Genomic DNA, 16,227 nt, shown 5'->3' on the forward strand with positions numbered 1-16,227 from the left:
ATTCCGAAACCGCGTGCGTGGCTTACGCTACATACCCTACCCAATGGCAGAGGCCGTCTGAAAAAACCACTTTTCAGACGGCCTGTTTCCCATATGGCCATGCCGAACCTGTTGTAGGGTGTGTCGCCCCGAGGCGACGCACGCGTTCTCTGCCGCACAACGCATCCGTGCTTTTCTCCAAAAACCAAACTGCGTGCGTGGCTTGTGCACACGCCCTACCTGAAACGACAGAGGCCGTCTGAAAAACCCGCAACAGGTTTTCAGACGGCCTCTAATGTTTTCCGGCCGCTGTGGCCGTTCAGCCGCGTTTCATGATTCTGGCGGTTTCGTGCCAAAAGCCGTCGGGGCGGGGTTCGAGGGCGGCGAAGAGGCCGTGCGGCTGTGTGCGGATGTGCGCCCAATCCTGCGTTTGCGCTTCAAGCAGGCGGGCGGGGGCGAGGTAGGACAGGCGGGGGATGGGGGCGTAGCGCAGGCCGTCTGAAAACGGGTTTTCAGACGGCCATTCGTCGAAATACAGGCCGTGCCAGCCGAGGGGGTTTAGGGGCGGCTGCCAAGCGGTATCCGCCGCCGCAAAGGTCACGCCGCGCAAGATGCTGACGCTGCGCAGGTTTTCGGGCACACCGGCGGCGGCCAGTGCCGCGCGTCCTGCTGCGCTGTGCGGCAGGGCAAGCTGGCTGTGTAGTTTCGCCGCCTTATCCTGAAAACAATCGCGCGGATTCAGGCCGGCCAGCGCGTCGGGTGCGCCGTCTGCCGCGCCGTAGTATTTGCAGGCCAGTTCGATGTGGTAGGGCGTGCCGTCGATTTCGGCGGCGAAGTCGATTTCGCCGCCGGTGTTGGAGCCGTCTGAAACGCGGACGTTGCGGGCGAGCAGGCGGCTGTGCGGGGCGCGGGCGAGCCAGAAGGCCAGCAGGCTTTCGGCGTAGCGGCCGAGACGGCCTGCGTGCGGGGCTTCGGCGGCCAGATGGGCGGCCAGCGGGGCGGGGTCGTCGTTCAGGGCAAGGAGGAAACGGAAGCCGTGCGCGCCCAGCAGGGTGCGCACGGGCATTTCGCAGCCGCTGTGCCACGGGGCGGGGGCGGTGAGCAGGGCGGCAAGGGCGCGGACGTGCGGGTCGGCGAGCCGCCACCAGAGGGCGTCGAGGGCGTAGTTCATATGGTTTGAACGTTTTCAGACGGCCTCTGAGGCCGTCTGAAAAAAGGTGTTTACCGCTGCGGCTTAAAATCCGCGAATTCGCGCAGGAAGTTGGCGAGCATGTCGTGGCCGTGTTCGGTGAGCAGGGCTTCGGGATGGAACTGCACGCCTTCGACGGCGTATTGTTTGTGGCGCAGCCCCATGATTTCGCCGTCGTCCGTCCAGGCGGTAACGGCGAGGCATTCGGGCAGGCTCGCGCGTTCGACGGCGAGGCTGTGGTAGCGCGTGCAGTTTACGGGGTTGGGCAGGCCGGCGAATACGCCGCCGCCGTTATGGTGCACGGGCGATACTTTGCCGTGCATCTGCACTTTGGCGCGCACGACACGGCCGCCGAAGGCTTCGCCGATAGCCTGATGGCCGAGGCACACGCCCAAGACCGGTATCCGTCCGGCAAAGCGGCGGATCGCCTCCACCGACACGCCCGCCTCTTTGGGCGAGCAGGGGCCGGGGCCGATGACGAGATACTGCGGCGCAAGCGCGGCGATTTCGTCCGCCGTGATGCCGTCGTTACGGCGCACCAGCACTTCCCGGCCGAGTTCGCCGAAATATTGGACGATGTTGTAGGTGAAGCTGTCGTAGTTGTCGATGAAAAGCAGCATGTTATTGACCTGCCGGTGATGAAGCAAAAGGGTTTCCAAAGCAAGTCTGGAAACCCTTATTCGGAAAACTGGCACGCCCACGGGGATTCGAACCCCGGTTGCCGCCGTGAAAGGGCAGTGTCCTAGGCCTCTAGACGATGGGCGCGCTGCGGGAAAGCGCGCACTATACGGAAGGGGCGGTTTTGCGTCAAGCGCGGCGGGGCGCGTGCTTTTCAGACGGCCTGCGGCACGGGCTGCCCTGCGGCGGCAATGCCGGATACAAACAGCCTGCGGGCTTGCTGTATAATGCGGCGGTTTGACGATAAGGAATACAGGCCATGTGGTTTAAGCAAATCAGTTTTTATCCGCTGAACAAAGACAAGCTGCCCGATTTGGAAACGCTCTCGGAGAAACTCGGCGATGCGGCGTTTGCCCATTGCCAGGGGCTGGACTGGTTCAGCGAAGGCTTCGCCGCAGCGGTGCCGTTTTCGCCCGAGCCGGTTTTCCCCGCCGATTACACTTGGCGTGTAGCCTTGAAAAAAGAGGAAAAAGTGCTGCCTGCGGGCGTGATCCGCGACATTTTGGACGAGAAAGTGGCCGAAATCCAAAACAACGAAGCGCGCAGCGTCGGCCGCAAGGAAAAGCAGGAATTGAAAGAACAAATCACCGACGACCTGCTGCCGCGCGCCTTTACCCGCAGCAGCCGCACGCAGGCGGTTTTCGATACGCGGCGCGGCTTTCTGCTGGTCAACAACGCCGCTGCGGCCAAAGCCGAAAACGTGCTGACCCGCCTGCGCGAGGCTTTGGGCGGGCTGGAAGCCGCGCTGCCGCACACCAAGCAGTCGCCTTCGAGCCTGATGACGCAATGGCTGCTTGACGGGCATTGCGACGGCGGCTTCGAGCTGGACAGCGACTGCGAACTCAAAGGCGCGGGCGACGTGGTGCCGGTGGTGAAAGTGTCCAAGCAGGACTTGACCGCCGACGAAGTGGTGCAGCATGTGAAAAACGGCAAAACCGTTACCCAGCTCGGGCTGGTGTGGCGCGAGCAACTTGCCTTTGTTTTAACGCAGGATTTCACCTTCAAACGCATCCAGTATCTCGACGTGTTGCAGGAAGAGGCCGAAAACCACGGCGACGATGCCGCCAGCCTGGCCTTCGCCTCGCAAATCCTGATGACCGAAGCCCTCGGCAGCATGATTGAAGAGCTGGTTGCCTGCCTGGGCGGCTGGCAAAACTGATTTTTCAGACGGCCTCAAACCGCTTTGAGGCCGTCTGAAAAGCGCAGCACCGCCGCAAGATAAGCACATTCAAACGAAAAGGAAAAAACATGTTCCAACGCCTCCTCCCCCTGCTGGCCGCCCTCGCCGCCTTGCCCTGCGCCGCCGCCTCGCTGCCATCCTACGGCGGACAAGGCTGCGCCTACGAAGGCGCGCTGGGCAAAGACAAGCTGCCCGACGGGCAGGGCGTGTGGACGTGCGCCAACGGCAACCGCTACGAAGGCGCGTTCAAAAACGGCAAATTCGACGGCAAAGGCCGCTTCACCGTAACCCGGCGCGGCGACCTCTTCCTCGAACCCTTCGGCGTGTACAGCGCGTATTTCAAAGGCATGACCCTCGAAGGCGGTTTCCAAAACAACCGCGCCACCGGTCGCCACAAAGTGTTTGAAAACAACCAGCAGGTTTTCAACGCCCGCTTTGAAAAAGGTATCATGAAAGACCTGCAACTCTCCGCCAAACCGAAAACGAAAAAATGATTTTTCAGACGGCCTCAAATACGTTTGAGAGCGTTTGAGGCCGTCTGAAAACCGCCAAACAGGACACCCCCATGAGCATCAAATCCGACAAATGGATACGCCGCATGAGCGAGCAGCACGGCATGATCGAACCCTTCGAGCCCCGGCAAATCAAAGAGCTTGACGGCAGAAAAATCATCTCCTACGGCACATCCAGCTACGGCTACGACATCCGCTGCGCTAACGAGTTCAAAATCTTCACCAACATCAACAGCACCATCGTCGATCCCAAAAACTTCGATCCGAAAAACTTCGTAACCGTCGAAGACGACTGCTGCATCATCCCGCCCAACTCCTTCGCCCTCGCCCGCACCGTGGAATACTTCCGCATCCCGCGCAACGTGCTCACCGTGTGCCTCGGAAAATCCACCTACGCCCGCTGCGGCATCATCGTCAACGTAACCCCCTTCGAGCCCGAATGGGAAGGCTACGTAACCCTCGAATTTTCCAACACCACCCCGCTGCCCGCCAAAATCTACGCCGGCGAAGGCGTGGCGCAGGTGTTGTTTTTTGAAAGCGACGAAGTCTGCGAAACCTCATATAAAGACCGCAGCGGCAAATACATGGGGCAGACCGGCGTAACCCTGCCCAAAACCTGAACCGCCGCTTTTTTTTCAGACGGCCTCACATACACAGGCCGTCTGAAACCCGCCTCCCGCCAACCCAAACCCGCCACCGCCATGCTCCTCCTCGTCTCCCCCGCCAAAAACCTCAACGAAACAGACCCCGCCCCCGCCGTCGGACACAGCCAGCCCGCCCTGCTTGATGAAGCCGCGCAGCTGATGGACGAAGTCAAACCCCTCGCCCCGCAGCAAATCGCCGCCCTCATGCACGTTTCCGACAAAATCGCCCTCTTAAACGCCGAACGCAACGCCGCCTGGCACACCCCCTTCACCCTCGAAAACGCCAAACAGGCCGTCTTCCTCTTCAACGGCGACGTTTACGAAGGACTGGCCGCCGCCACCCTCGCCCCCGACAGCCTCGACTACCTGCAACAGCACCTGCGCATCCTCTCCGGCCTCTACGGCCTCCTGCGCCCGCTCGACCTCATCCAGGCCTACCGCCTCGAAATGGGCACCCCTCTCGCCAACCGGCGCGGCAAAAACCTCTACGAATACTGGGGCGGCCGCATCACAGCCCTGCTCGCCGACACCCTGCGCGCGCAACACGCCGACACCGTCGTCAACCTCACCTCGCAGGAATACTTCAAAGCCGTGCAGCCCGACAAACTGCCCGCCCGCATCATCACCCCCGTGTTCAAAGACGAAAAAAACGGCACATACAAAATCATCAGCTTCCACGCCAAACGCGCGCGCGGCCTGATGGCGCGTTACGCCGCCGAACACCGCGCCGCCGACCCCGAGCAGCTCAAACAGTTCGACAGCGAAGGCTACGCCTACAACGAAGCGGCCTCCTCGGAAAACCAATGGGTCTTCCTGCGCGCAGCCCGGAAATAAGGCACTTGCCAAACAAAAGCCGCTCGGCTATTATGCGCGGCTTCAAGAAACGGAAGCGTGGCAGAGCGGTTTAATGCAACGGTCTTGAAAACCGTCGGGGGTTGATAGCCCCCCGTGAGTTCGAATCTCACCGCTTCCGCCAACTTGCAATTTGTACCGCACACAGGAAACGTGGCAGAGAGGCTGAATGCAGCGGACTCGAAATCCGCTAAGGGCGCAAGTCCTTCGTGGGTTCGAATCCCACCGTTTCCGCCACCAAACGGTGAAAGTCTCGCGGCACTCGAAAATCAGGCAAAACAGGGTAAGGGCTTCACCACTTACCCTGTTTTCTTTTAGGCCGTCTGAAAACACAGCTTCGACAAAGCTACAACAATATTGATTACCCCGTTTATCCCGCCCAAACCATAGCCATGAGCCGTTTCAACAGCCTCACCTTCCGCCTCAAATTCTTCACCCTGCTATGGATAGCCGTGTCCGTCGCCTCCATCGTGTTCACGCTGTATCTTTCGCTGTGGCTGGAAGGCAACGCGGCGGCAATCAACGACTTGGGCAGCCTGCGCTTCCAGAGTTACCGGCTCGCGCTCTTGGCCGAGGAAAAAACGCCGCAGGCGCAGATAGACGAACGCATCCGCCGTTTCGACGAAGTGCTCGCCGCCATCCGGCGCGGCGACCCGCAGCGGCCGCTGTCGCTGCCGGACAACCCGCAGGTGCTGGCGCGGATGGCGGCTTTGGAGAACCAGTGGCAGAACGAAATCAAACCGGTTTTTCAGGCTGCCTCCTCGGGGCGCAAAATCGGCTCGGCGCAGCTGGACGGCTTTCTGCATACGGTGGACGGCACCGTGGCGGCGGTGGAGCGCACCAGCGCGGCCTACATCACCTGGCTGCGCGTGTTCCAGAGCGCGCTGCTGGCACTGGTGCTGGTGAGTTCGGCGGTAATGATCTGGCTGACGCGCATCTGGATTATCGCCCCGCTGCAAGAGCTGCTACGCGGCGTACAGGCGGTGCGTGACGGCGATTTCGGCGTGCAGATGCAGGCGGCCGGCTCGTCCGAGTTTGCCGAAGTAAACAGCGGCTTCAACCAGATGAGCACGCGGCTGGGGCAGCTTTACAGCGGCCTGGAACAGCAGGTGGCGGAAAAAACGCAGGATTTGGAGCGCAAAAACTTCATTCTGAGCACGCTGTACTCGTTTTCCTCGGTGCTGGGCAAACCACAGACTGCGTCCGAGGCGGCGGAAGTGTTTTTGCAGCAGCTGATGAAAATCGCCGACGCCGACGCCGGCAGCGTGCGCCTCACCGACATGGAACGGCAGCGCATGGACCTGGCCGCGCAAATCAGCCTGCCCAAATCCTTGCAGCACTCCGAAGCCTGCTCCAAAATCGGCGACTGCTTCTGCGGCGCGGCGGTGCGGAACAACGAAGCGCACACCATCCGCTTCTACGCCAGCCGCCCCGAAATGCCGGACATCGACCCGCAGTACGACTATGAATGCCGCCGCCACGGCTTTGCCGACCTGCGCGTGCTGCCCATCCGCTACAAAGACCAGGACATCGGCATCGCCACCCTCTACTACCACCACACCCGCGAACTCGGCGGCACCGTGGGCGAACTTTTGGAACTCTTGTGCAGCCAATTCGGCGTCGTCGTAACCAACACCCGTCTGGGCGAAGAAAGCCGCCAGCTCGCCGTCTTGCAGGAGCGCAACCTGATCGCCCAGGGCCTGCACGACAGCATCGCCCAAACCCTCGCCTTTTTAAACTTGCAGGTGCAGATGCTCGAAAGCGCGCTCGCCTCCGGCAGCAGCGAGCTGGCCGGCGAAAACCTGCAATCCATCAAAAGCGGCGTGCAGGAATGCTATGACGACGTGCGCGAGTTGCTGTTAAACTTCCGCACCAAAATCGGCCGCCGCGACTTTGCCGAAGCCGCCGACGAAGTCGTCGCCCGTTTCCGCCGCCAAACCGGCACCGAAGCGCACATCGTCTGGACACAGGACCAGGGGCTGCCCCTTTCCAGCGACCAGCAGCTGCAATGCATCTTCATCTTGCAGGAGAGCCTGTCCAACATCCGCAAACACGCCCGCGCCAGCCGCGTAGACGTCGAAATCGCCAACGGCAGCGACTTCGTGATGAGCATCACCGACAACGGCGTCGGCTTCGATGCCGAGCAGCTCGAAAACCTCTCCGGCAACCACGTCGGCCTCAACATCATGCGCGAACGCGCCGGCCGCATCCGCGCCCAACTCACCCTCCAATCCCAACCCGGGCAGACCCGCATCACCCTCACCCTGCCCGCCCGAGAAAGACACCCCGCATGACCGACACCGCAGACCAAAACATCCGCATCGTCCTCATCGACGACCACACCCTTTTCCGCAGCGGCATCAAAGCCCTGCTCGCCCGCCAGAGCGGCTTTGAAGTCGTCGGCGAAGCTTCAGACGGCCTCACCGGCATCAAAACCGTGCGCCAGACCGACCCCGACGTCGTCCTGCTCGATTTGGACATGCCCGTTATGAACGGCCGCGAAACCCTCGCCCAAATCCTCAGCGTCCGCCCGCAGCAGTGCGTCGTCATGCTCACCGTATCCGAAGACGGCGACGACCTACTCGAATGCATGCGCCTCGGAGCCCACGGCTTCCTGCTCAAAAACATCAACGCCGACTTCCTCACCGAATCCATCCGCAACGCCGCCGAAGGCAACAACGTCTTCTCACCCGAAATGATGGCCAACATGGTGCAGTCGCTGATCAAACCCGCCAAACCGGTAGAAGAAAACCGCCTCGACGAACTCACCGCCCGCGAACTCGAAGTGCTCGGCTACCTCGCCGCCGGCCACAGCAACAAAATCATCGCCCGCAGCCTCGATTTGGCCGAGTCCACCGTCAAAGTTTACGTGCAGAACATCCTGCGCAAACTCGAACTCACCAGCCGCGTCCAAGCCGCCGTGTACGCCGTGCAGCACAAAGTCCCCCTGCCGCCGGAAAAAGAATAAGCCCCGCCGCGCATACGTTTGAGGCCGTCTGAAAAACGAAACCCGTTTTTCAGACGGCCTTTCCGCGCCACGCCGAACCCGCCGTAGGGTGTGTGGCGCAATCCACGCACGCGGTTTTGGTTTTTGGGTAAAGGTACGGATTTATTATGCGGCAGAGACCGCGTGCGTCGCCTCGGGGCGACACACCCTACATAATAGGCCGTCTGAAAAAACGAAACCCGTTTTTTCAGACGGCTTTGCGCGCCATGTCAAATCATATGCAGGGTGTGTGGCGCAAGCCACGCACGTGTTCCCTCCGTTCAAGCGAAAGGCCGTCTGAAAGCCGCAATCCGCGTTTTCAGACGGCCTTTTCACACCCCGCCCAACCCGCCGCAGGGTGTGCGGCACAGCCTCGCACGTGTTCCCTGCCCTGCATCTTTGCGTGTTGTTCCGCTATGCCCGTGCGGGATAGGCAAGCGTACGGTCGGGCAGGATGACTGCGCCGGGGGTGAGCGCGGCCGGTTCGCTGCGGTGGAGGGAAAGGATATGGACAACGGACAGGCCGTATGCGGTCAGTGCGTCGGCAATCAGGCGGCGGTGGCAACGCCACCACAGGGTTTCGGCGCACATGACGGCGGTGGGGGTTTGCCGGGCGGTATGCAGGAGAACGGCAAGCCCCGAGGCGAACTGCGCTGTGGACATATAGTCGGCATAGCGGTGGAAGCTCCGGTTGCGCCAGAGTGCGTTGCGCTGTGGCGGGATATCGGGCGTGCTGCCGCGCAGGCCGCCGAGTTCGGGAATGTGGCGGTAGGCGATGCCGTGTCCGGCGAGGGTCTGCCGCAGCGTATCCCGGTTGTATTGCGGATGGCGGTTCGAGCCGGGCAGTTTGCGCACATCGGCAATGCTGCGGACGCCGTTTTCCTGCAACAGGCCGACAAATTCGCCGATGGGGCGGCCGCCATGGCCGACGGTATAGACGGTATCCATGTTTACAGCAGGGTGAGCGCGCTGCCTTTGTGGGCGGCGATATGGTCGGTTTTGTCGCTTTTGATTTCGTATTGCGGCTGCTGCGGGTCAGCGCGGTGGGTATGGCCTTTATAGTCGAAGTCGGCGGTGTGCACGGCGATGATGGTGCCGCTGACGCGCCCCGCTTCGCTGTTCCAGGCAACGTGGTCGCCGATTTTAAAAACATTCATTCGCTGTCTCCTTGTTCCGTATCGTTTTTTAGCGGCGCAATCGGCCGCATCGGGTTTTCAGACGGCCTTATTTCACCGGCAGGCCGAAGTGCAGGCGGCAGATTTCGGTGGCGGTGCGGCCGCGCGGGGTGCGTTGCAGGAAGCCCTGCTGGATGAGGTAGGGTTCGATGACGTCTTCGATGGTGTCGGCACTCTCGCCGATGGCGGCGGCGATGTTGTCGAGGCCGACGGGGCCGCCGCCGAATTTGTGCAGCACGGCTTCGAGGAATTTTCTGTCCATCATGTCCAGCCCGGCTTGGTCCACGTCGAGCAGGGTGAGCGCGGCGTCGGCGGTGTCGGCGGCGATGCGGCCGCTGCCTTTCACTTCGGCGTAGTCGCGCACGCGGCGCAGCAGGCGGTTGGCGATGCGCGGAGTGCCGCGGCTGCGGCGGGCGATTTCGAGCGCGCCTTCGGCGGCGAGGTCGAGCTGCAACAGGCCGGCGGAGCGGGATACGATGGTGGCGAGGTCGTCGTGGCCGTAAAACTCCAAGCGGGCGACGATGCCGAAGCGGTCGCGCAGGGGGTTGGTGAGCATGCCGGCGCGGGTGGTCGCGCCGACGAGGGTGAAGGGGGGCAGGTCGATTTTGACGGAGCGGGCGGCGGGGCCTTCGCCGATCATGATATCGAGCTGGTAGTCTTCGAGCGCGGGGTAGAGGATTTCTTCAACGACGGGGCTGAGGCGGTGGATTTCGTCGATAAACAAGACGTCGTGCGGTTCGAGGTTGGTAAGGAGGGCGGCCAAATCGCCCGCGCGTTCGAGTACGGGGCCGCTGGTTTGGCGCAGGTTGACGCCCAACTCTTTGGCGATGATGTGCGCCAGCGTGGTTTTGCCCAGCCCGGGCGGGCCGAACAATAGGGTGTGGTCGAGGGCTTCGCCGCGTTTTTTGGCGGCGGCGATGAAGATGGCGAGCTGTTCTTTGGCTTTGTGCTGGCCGATGTAGTCGGCGAGGAATTTGGGGCGCAGGGCGCGTTCGAGCTGCTCTTCCTGCGAGGAGAGGGATTGGGCGGCGATGATGCGCTCGGGCGCGGCGGCGGTGAGCTGGTCGGTGTGGAGCATGGCAATCGGGCGGGAAAACAAAGGGCGTATGATAGCGGAACACGTCTGAGGCCGTCTGAAAAAATCACCCCGCCGCCGACACGGGGCGTAGCCGTGCTGCTATCATCCGCGTTCTTTCAGACGGCCTCCAAGAAAGGCAGGCCGTCGAACACACCAACCATCAAGAACAAACACCATGACACACAAACTCCACCGACACGAAACCATCGTCCGACTGGTGCGCGAGCACGGCTTCATGCCCGTCGAAGGGCTGGCGCGCACGCTGGGCGTAACTGCGCAAACCGTGCGCCGCGACATCGGCGAGCTGTGCGAAACCGGCCTGCTGCGCCGCTACCACGGCGGCGCAACCCCGGGCGAGGCCGCGCAAAACGACGCCTACCTGTTGCAGAAAAGCCGCCGCCAAAACGAAAAATCCCGCCTCGCCGCCCTGATTGCGGCGCAAATCCCCGACGGCGCAAGCCTGTTCGTCGGCATCGGCGCGACCATGGAGGCCGTGGCCGCCGCGCTGGCCGAAAGCCGCGCCAGCCTGCGCATCATCACCAACAACATCCACGTTGCCGCGCTGGCCTCCGCCCGCAGCGACTACACCGTCATCATCACCTCCGGCGTGGTGCGCCCCGTGGACGGCGGCGTAACCGGCGTGGCCACCGTGGATTTCATCAACCAGTTCAAAGCCGACTACGCCGTACTCGGCGCGGCGGCGGTGGAAGACGACGGCTCGCTGCTCGATTACGACTACAAGGAAGTCTGCGTGATGCAGGCGATGATGAACAACGCCCGCACCCGCTACCTCTCCATCGGCCACGCCGCCCCCGCCCGCACCGCGCTGGTGCGCATGGCCTCTGTTACCGAGTTCGACAGCGTCTTCGCCGACCGCCCCGTCGCCCCCTCCGTGGCCGAAAAACTCGCCGGCGCGGGCATCCCCTGCCATATTGCCGAAGGGTAGGCGGCGCAAGGCAGAAGCCGTCTGAAAACGTTATAGTGGATTAAGAGCAAAAATACCCAGTCATAGGCCGGGCTTTAGCCCGGCAAAATTTCGGAGAAATAGTGGGTTAGCCGGGCTGAAGCCCGGCCTGCGACGGATAGTTTTTATTTTATTCAACTATATCCCGCGATGCTGAACCCGTTGTAGGGTGTGTCGCCTCGGGGCGACACACCCTACGTAAACGGGCAAAAGGCCGTCTGAAATTTTGTTTGCGGCAGAAACCGCGTGTGTGTAAAAGGCCGTCTGAAAAACCTGTTTTACGGTTTTCAGACGGCCTGTTGTTACCGGCGGCGGGGTTTATTTGCCTGTGCCGCTGTCTTTTTTGCCGGTTTCTTTCTTATCGGCTTTGTCGGCCTTGTCGGACTCTTTGTCTTTTTTCGCCGGTTTGTTCGCCGCCGCGCCGAGGGTTTCCTGCCATTTGGCGGGGTCTTTCACCAAATCGAGTGCGGCTTTGAGCTGGGCGTCTTTGGCGGGGTTGGGGTTGCGGCGTTCGGCGATTTCGTCTTCGAGTTTTTTGCTTTCGGAGCGGGTGTCTTTGGCTTCGGGCTCGGATGCGGCCTGTTCTTTGGCTTCGGCTTCGTTGTCGTCCACCACTTTGCCGTTCACTTCTTCGCCGCCCAGCGGGTTGCCGATGTGGCCGGCGAGGTCGGCTTCGCGGCTCTCGAAGGTGCGGGTTTTGTCTTTGACTTCCACGTCGGGGACGATGCCCTGCGCCTGGATGGAGCGGTCGTTGGGGGTGTAGTAGAGGGCGGTGGTGATTTTCACCGCGCTGCCGCCGGAGAGGGGCATGACGGTCTGCACCGAGCCTTTGCCGAAGCTCTGGGTGCCGACGATGGCGGCGCGTTTGTGGTCTTGCAGCGCGCCGGCGACGATTTCGGAGGCGGAGGCGGAGCCGGAGTTGACGAGGACGGTGAGGGGGATGTTTTTCAATTCGGCGGGCAGCCCTTTGAGCGGGTCGCCGCCGGAGGTGATGATGTAGTCTTCCTGACGGGCGTTGAGTACCATGCCTTCTTTGCCGTTGCGGCCTTTGGTGCTGACGACTTTGGCGTTTTCGGGCAGGAAGGCGGCGGAGACGCCGACGGCGGCGTTGAGCAGGCCGCCGGGGTCGTCGCGCAGGTCGAGGATGAGGCCTTTGAGCGGGCCTTTGTTTTCTTTGGCCAGTTTCTGCGCGGCTTCGTTAAGGGTGGCGACGGTGCGCTCTTGGAACTGGGTGATGCGGATGTAGCCGTAGCCGGGTTCGAGCAGTTTGTAGCGCACGCTTTTTACTTTGATGATGGCGCGGGTGAGTTTGAAGGTGAGGGGTTTGTTGCTGTCTTTGCGCGAGATGGTGAGTTCGATGTTGGTGCCGGGTTTGCCGCGCATTTTTTTGACGGCTTCGCTGACGGTGAGGCCGCGCGTGGAGACGCCGTCGATTTTGACGATGTAGTCGCCGCTTTTGATGCCGGCGCGCTCGGCCGGGGTGTCTTCGATGGGGGAGATGATTTTGACGAAGCCGTCTTCCGAGCCGATTTCCATGCCCAATCCGCCGAATTCGCCGGTGGTGTTTTCTTTGAGGTCGGCGTAGTCTTTTTTGTTCATGAATTCGGAATGGGGGTCGAGGCTGGTTACCATACCTTTCATCGCGCCTTCGAGCAGTGCTTCGTCGGATTTGTCTTCGTAGTAGTTGGCTTTGATCTGGCTGTACACTTCGGCCAGGGTGCGAATGGACTGCACGGGCAGGGCGTCTTTCTTTTCCGCCGCGATGCTTTGCAGGCTGACGGTGAGGAATGCGCCGCTGACGACGCCCAGTGTGTAAAGCGCGGTTTTTTTCAGGATGGGTTTTGCCATATCGTTTTCTTCTCGTTCAGTGTCCGGGCAGGCCGGGGAAAGGTGCGGACTTTATTGGATTTGCCGCCGTTGTTCAATTGTTTTTATAAAAAAATACGCATTCCGCTTTGCTGCGGCACTGTTCGGGCCGTCTGAAACTTCGGCAGGCGTTGTTCCCGCGCGGGCGGGAATTTTATCGGGGTTCGGAGGATGGTTTGTTTCTTCAAAAATTGTTCGATGCCGACCAAGATTCCCGCCGGTACGCCTGCGGAACATAAGTGCGGGAATGACGGCATTTTCGGGGTTTCAGGCCGTCTGAAAAGCGTTGGAAACGTTTTTCAGACGGCCTCTCTGTTCAGCGCAGCCAGGCGGCGGGGTTCATGGCGCGCTGGCGGTAGCGGATTTCAAAATACAGCCCCTGTTCGCCGAACGCGCTGCCGCTGGTGCCCAGCACGGTGCCTTCGCGCACGGATGCGCCGTTGGCTGCGGACACGGCGGAGAGGCCGGTGTAGATGGTGGTATAGCCGCCGCCGTGGTCGACGACGACGGTGTTGCCGTAGTTTTCGCCGAGGTTGCCGGCGTAGGCGACTGTGCCGGCGGCCACGCTGCGCACGGGGGCGGGGGCGGTGGCGAAGAGTTGGCCGTGCCACACGCCGCCGCCGCTGCGCGCCTGGCCGAAGCGGCCGGACACCGCGCCGGATGCCGGATGGGGCAGGCGGCCCTGCATTTTGGAGAACAGGTTGCCGTTGTCGGCGTATTCGCCTTGCAGGGCGCGGTCTTCGGCGGTGAGGGTGGACTCGGGCGGCGGGCTTTGCGGCGCGGGTTTTTCAGACGGCCTCTGCGCTGCGGCGGGCGGTTTTTCGGACGGCCTGCCGCTGCGGCCTTCGAGGACGGCGGCGGGGTCGGCTTTGCCTGCGGCGGGCGGCGCGGCAGGGCGCGTTTTTTTGGCGGCGGCGAGGCGTTCGCGGGCGGCTTTGGCGCGGGCGGCGGCTTCCTGGCGGCGTTTGGCGGCGTTGCGGCGGGCGATGTCGGCGAGCACTTGGTTGAGGCGGGCTTCGTCGGATTTGAGTTTGGCGAGTTTGTCGTTCTGGCGGGCGATGTCGGCATTCAGGCGGCTGTTTTCGCCCTGCGCGGCGGCCCGGGTTTTGCCGAGTTTGGCCAGGGCGGCCTGTTTTTCTTTTTTCAGGGCTTCGAGTTTGGCCAGCTCGGCGTCGATTTCGGCTTCGTGCTGCTGCATCTGCTGCTGCTGGGAAACGAGGCGGGCGACGACTTGGCGGTTGGCCTCGCCGATGCGGCGGGCGTATTGCAGGTAACGCGCTTTGCGGCCGGGTTCGGCGTTTTTGAGAAACAGGATGACGGCGTTGTTCTGCCGGTTTTTGTATTGGCCGCCGATAAGGCGGGCGAGCTGGGCTTTGCCGGAGGCGGTTTCGGCTTTGAGGCTTTCCAACTCGCCTTGCAGGCTGTGCAGGCGTTGTTCGGCGTCGCGGCTGCGCCGGTCGATGCCCGCGAGCTCCTGCCGCGCTTTGGCCAGTGCGGCGCGGGTTTTGTCGAGCGTCTGCTGCGTTTTCTGCTGCGCCTGCCGTTTTTGCAACAAATCGTTTTCGGTGTCGCTGATGGCGCGGCGCAGGCTGTCGAGGCTGCCGCTGTCTTCGGCGGGGGCGGCGCGGACGGGCGAAACGGCAAGCAGGGCGGCGGTAAAGAGAAGGCGCAGAAACATGGCGGCTCGGAACACGGGGGACAAAGCGGCGGATTATAGCGGAATCCGCCCCGGAAGCCGCGCTTTTCAGACGGCCTGTATAATCCGCGCCCCGTGTTTTCCGTTTTCAGACGGCCCGGGGGCTGTTTGTAATTGGTTTGCGAAGCGGATTTTGCGTCAGAAAGCGGCAGATGCAAGGCGCAAACCGCAGCAAGGTTGGACACCTTGCGAGGATTTGTAACGCGGCAGATGCCGTTTTTTATGGCGTAAAATCCGCCGCAACACCAATTGCAAACAGCCCCGGCACCAAATGGCAAAAATCGTTTTTTCCCCCGTAACCGCCGCCGACGATGCCGCGCTGCGCCGCCTGATGGCGCAAAACGTGATGGAGGGCGGCATCAGCGTCTCCTTCCGCCGCGAGCCTTCGTATTTCGCCGCCTGCGCGGTGCAGGGCGCGGCAGTAGAAAGCCGCAAGGGCTGCGACGCGGCGGGCAACATTGTCATCCTCGGCAGCCGTTTCCGCCGCCCGGCCTATGTGAACGGGCGGCTGTGCGACACGGGCTATTTGGCCGATTTGCGCGTGGACAAGGCGCACCGCAGCGGCCTCTTGCTTTATCGCGGCTACAAAATCCTCGCCGAAAGAATGGCCGCCGAGCCGCTTGCGGCCGACATCACCATGATTTTGCAGGACAACGCCGCCGCCCTCTCCACCATCGCCGCCAACCGCCCCGGCATGCCGCGCTACACGCCGCTGGGGCGGGTGCACACGCCCGTCATCCCGCTCTTGCTGCCGCGCCGCGCCCTGTTTTCAGACGGCCTCACCGTTTCCCCCGCCACGGCGGCGGACATGTCCGCGCTGTTTGCCTTTTTAAACCGCGCCGCCGCCCGCCGCCAGTTTGCCCCGCATTACACGGCGGCGGATTTGGGCACAGGCCGTCTGAACGGCTTGCAGGCGCACGATTTCCTGACGGTGCGGCACGGCGGGGAAATCGCGGCGGCGGCGGCGTTGTGGGACCAGCATCCGTTCCGGCAAATCCACGTCGAAGGCTACCGGGGCGCGTGGCGCGTCGGCCAACCGCTCTACAACGCCGCCGCCCGAATACTGCGCCTGCCCCGCCTGCCTGCGGCGGGCGGCGAAATCCGCCACGGCTACCTCGCGCTGGCGATGACGGCCAACGACGACGCGCAAGCCTTCCGCCTCCTGCTGCGCGCGGCCTACCGCGAAGCGCGGCGGCGCGGCTGGCACTATATGGTCGGCAGCCTGCACGAGCGCGACCCGCTCTTGCCCGAGCTGCAGGCCTACCCGCACATCGGCGCGGGCGGCCTGCTGTTTGCCGTGTCCGCAGGCGAACCGCCCGAGTTGGACAACCGCGTGCCGTATATCGATGCGGCCGCGCTGTGAAACGGATTGAGGCCGTCTGAAAAATCGTTTTCAGACGGCCTTTTCCCACATTGCCGGCAAAACTC

15 protein-coding genes and 3 tRNA genes are annotated in these 16,227 nt (G+C 62.4%); 10 read left to right on the plus strand and 8 right to left on the minus strand.

Annotated elements, in window-relative coordinates:
• Positions 1-298: 298 nt before the first annotated feature.
• From H3L91_RS07815 to H3L91_RS07825, 3 genes are all read right to left on the minus strand, one after another.
• Entirely contained in the window at positions 299-1,150 is an 852-nt protein-coding gene (locus tag H3L91_RS07815) for a DUF1853 family protein (RefSeq protein ID WP_007343178.1), read from the minus strand.
• Between the two features lie 50 nt (positions 1,151-1,200).
• Positions 1,201-1,788 (minus strand): aminodeoxychorismate/anthranilate synthase component II, encoded by a 588-nt coding sequence (locus tag H3L91_RS07820; protein ID WP_007343179.1) that lies wholly within the window; start codon positions 1,786-1,788, stop codon positions 1,201-1,203.
• A 69-nt stretch (positions 1,789-1,857) separates the two neighbouring features.
• Positions 1,858-1,933 (minus strand) — tRNA-Glu (locus tag H3L91_RS07825).
• Positions 1,934-2,105: 172 nt separating this feature from the next.
• Between H3L91_RS07825 and H3L91_RS07830 the strand changes: the two genes are divergently transcribed.
• The 8 genes from H3L91_RS07830 (at position 2,106) to H3L91_RS07865 (ending at position 8,002) form a co-directional block, all read left to right on the plus strand.
• Positions 2,106-3,005, plus strand: a complete 900-nt coding sequence (locus H3L91_RS07830) for a recombination-associated protein RdgC (RefSeq protein ID WP_007343180.1) — start codon at positions 2,106-2,108, stop codon at positions 3,003-3,005.
• Positions 3,006-3,094: 89 nt separating this feature from the next.
• Positions 3,095-3,520, plus strand: coding sequence for an MORN repeat-containing protein (locus tag H3L91_RS07835; RefSeq protein ID WP_007343181.1), 426 nt, complete (start codon positions 3,095-3,097; stop codon positions 3,518-3,520).
• A gap of 71 nt (positions 3,521-3,591) precedes the next feature.
• Positions 3,592-4,158, plus strand: coding sequence for a dCTP deaminase (dcd, locus tag H3L91_RS07840; RefSeq protein WP_007343182.1), 567 nt, complete (start codon positions 3,592-3,594; stop codon positions 4,156-4,158).
• An 81-nt stretch (positions 4,159-4,239) separates the two neighbouring features.
• A complete protein-coding gene (yaaA, locus tag H3L91_RS07845) occupies positions 4,240-5,016 on the plus strand; it encodes a peroxide stress protein YaaA (protein ID WP_007343183.1) in 777 nt (258 codons plus the stop codon).
• A 51-nt stretch (positions 5,017-5,067) separates the two neighbouring features.
• Positions 5,068-5,158: transfer RNA gene (locus H3L91_RS07850), tRNA-Ser, on the plus strand.
• 23 nt (positions 5,159-5,181) lie between these two features.
• Positions 5,182-5,271 (plus strand) — tRNA-Ser (locus H3L91_RS07855).
• A 155-nt stretch (positions 5,272-5,426) separates the two neighbouring features.
• Positions 5,427-7,328, plus strand: a complete 1,902-nt coding sequence (locus tag H3L91_RS07860; protein ID WP_007343184.1) for a type IV pili methyl-accepting chemotaxis transducer N-terminal domain-containing protein — start codon at positions 5,427-5,429, stop codon at positions 7,326-7,328.
• Positions 7,325-8,002 (plus strand): response regulator, encoded by a 678-nt coding sequence (locus H3L91_RS07865; protein WP_007343185.1) that lies wholly within the window; start codon positions 7,325-7,327, stop codon positions 8,000-8,002. The genes H3L91_RS07860 and H3L91_RS07865 overlap by 4 nt, the downstream gene beginning before the upstream one ends.
• A 432-nt stretch (positions 8,003-8,434) precedes the next feature.
• On the opposite strand, the gene H3L91_RS07870 is transcribed toward H3L91_RS07865, so the two are convergent.
• The 3 genes from H3L91_RS07870 to ruvB all read right to left on the minus strand — a co-directional run bounded on the left by H3L91_RS07870 (position 8,435) and on the right by ruvB (position 10,273).
• A complete protein-coding gene (locus H3L91_RS07870; protein ID WP_007343187.1) occupies positions 8,435-8,968 on the minus strand; it encodes a DUF488 domain-containing protein in 534 nt (177 codons plus the stop codon).
• Positions 8,969-8,970: 2 nt separating this feature from the next.
• Positions 8,971-9,177, minus strand: coding sequence for a hypervirulence associated TUDOR domain-containing protein (locus H3L91_RS07875; protein WP_007343188.1), 207 nt, complete (start codon positions 9,175-9,177; stop codon positions 8,971-8,973).
• Between the two features lie 67 nt (positions 9,178-9,244).
• Entirely contained in the window at positions 9,245-10,273 is a 1,029-nt protein-coding gene (gene ruvB, locus H3L91_RS07880; protein WP_040658999.1) for a Holliday junction branch migration DNA helicase RuvB, read from the minus strand.
• A gap of 175 nt (positions 10,274-10,448) precedes the next feature.
• Here ruvB and H3L91_RS07885 point away from each other — a divergent pair, with 175 nt between their 5' ends.
• Entirely contained in the window at positions 10,449-11,219 is a 771-nt protein-coding gene (locus H3L91_RS07885) for a DeoR/GlpR family DNA-binding transcription regulator (protein WP_007343190.1), read from the plus strand.
• A 336-nt stretch (positions 11,220-11,555) separates the two neighbouring features.
• Here the strand turns inward: H3L91_RS07885 and H3L91_RS07890 are convergent, their stop codons facing one another.
• Positions 11,556-13,085 (minus strand): S41 family peptidase, encoded by a 1,530-nt coding sequence (locus H3L91_RS07890; protein WP_007343191.1) that lies wholly within the window; start codon positions 13,083-13,085, stop codon positions 11,556-11,558.
• 334 nt (positions 13,086-13,419) lie between these two features.
• Positions 13,420-14,781, minus strand: a complete 1,362-nt coding sequence (locus tag H3L91_RS07895) for a murein hydrolase activator EnvC family protein (protein ID WP_007343193.1) — start codon at positions 14,779-14,781, stop codon at positions 13,420-13,422.
• A 289-nt stretch (positions 14,782-15,070) separates the two neighbouring features.
• On the opposite strand from H3L91_RS07895, the gene H3L91_RS07900 reads away from it, so the two are divergent.
• Entirely contained in the window at positions 15,071-16,162 is a 1,092-nt protein-coding gene (locus H3L91_RS07900) for a hypothetical protein (protein ID WP_007343195.1), read from the plus strand.
• Positions 16,163-16,227: the final 65 nt, after the last annotated feature.

The sequence above is a fragment of the Neisseria bacilliformis genome, assembly GCF_014055025.1.
Taxonomy (GTDB): Bacteria; Pseudomonadota; Gammaproteobacteria; order Burkholderiales; family Neisseriaceae; genus Neisseria; species Neisseria bacilliformis.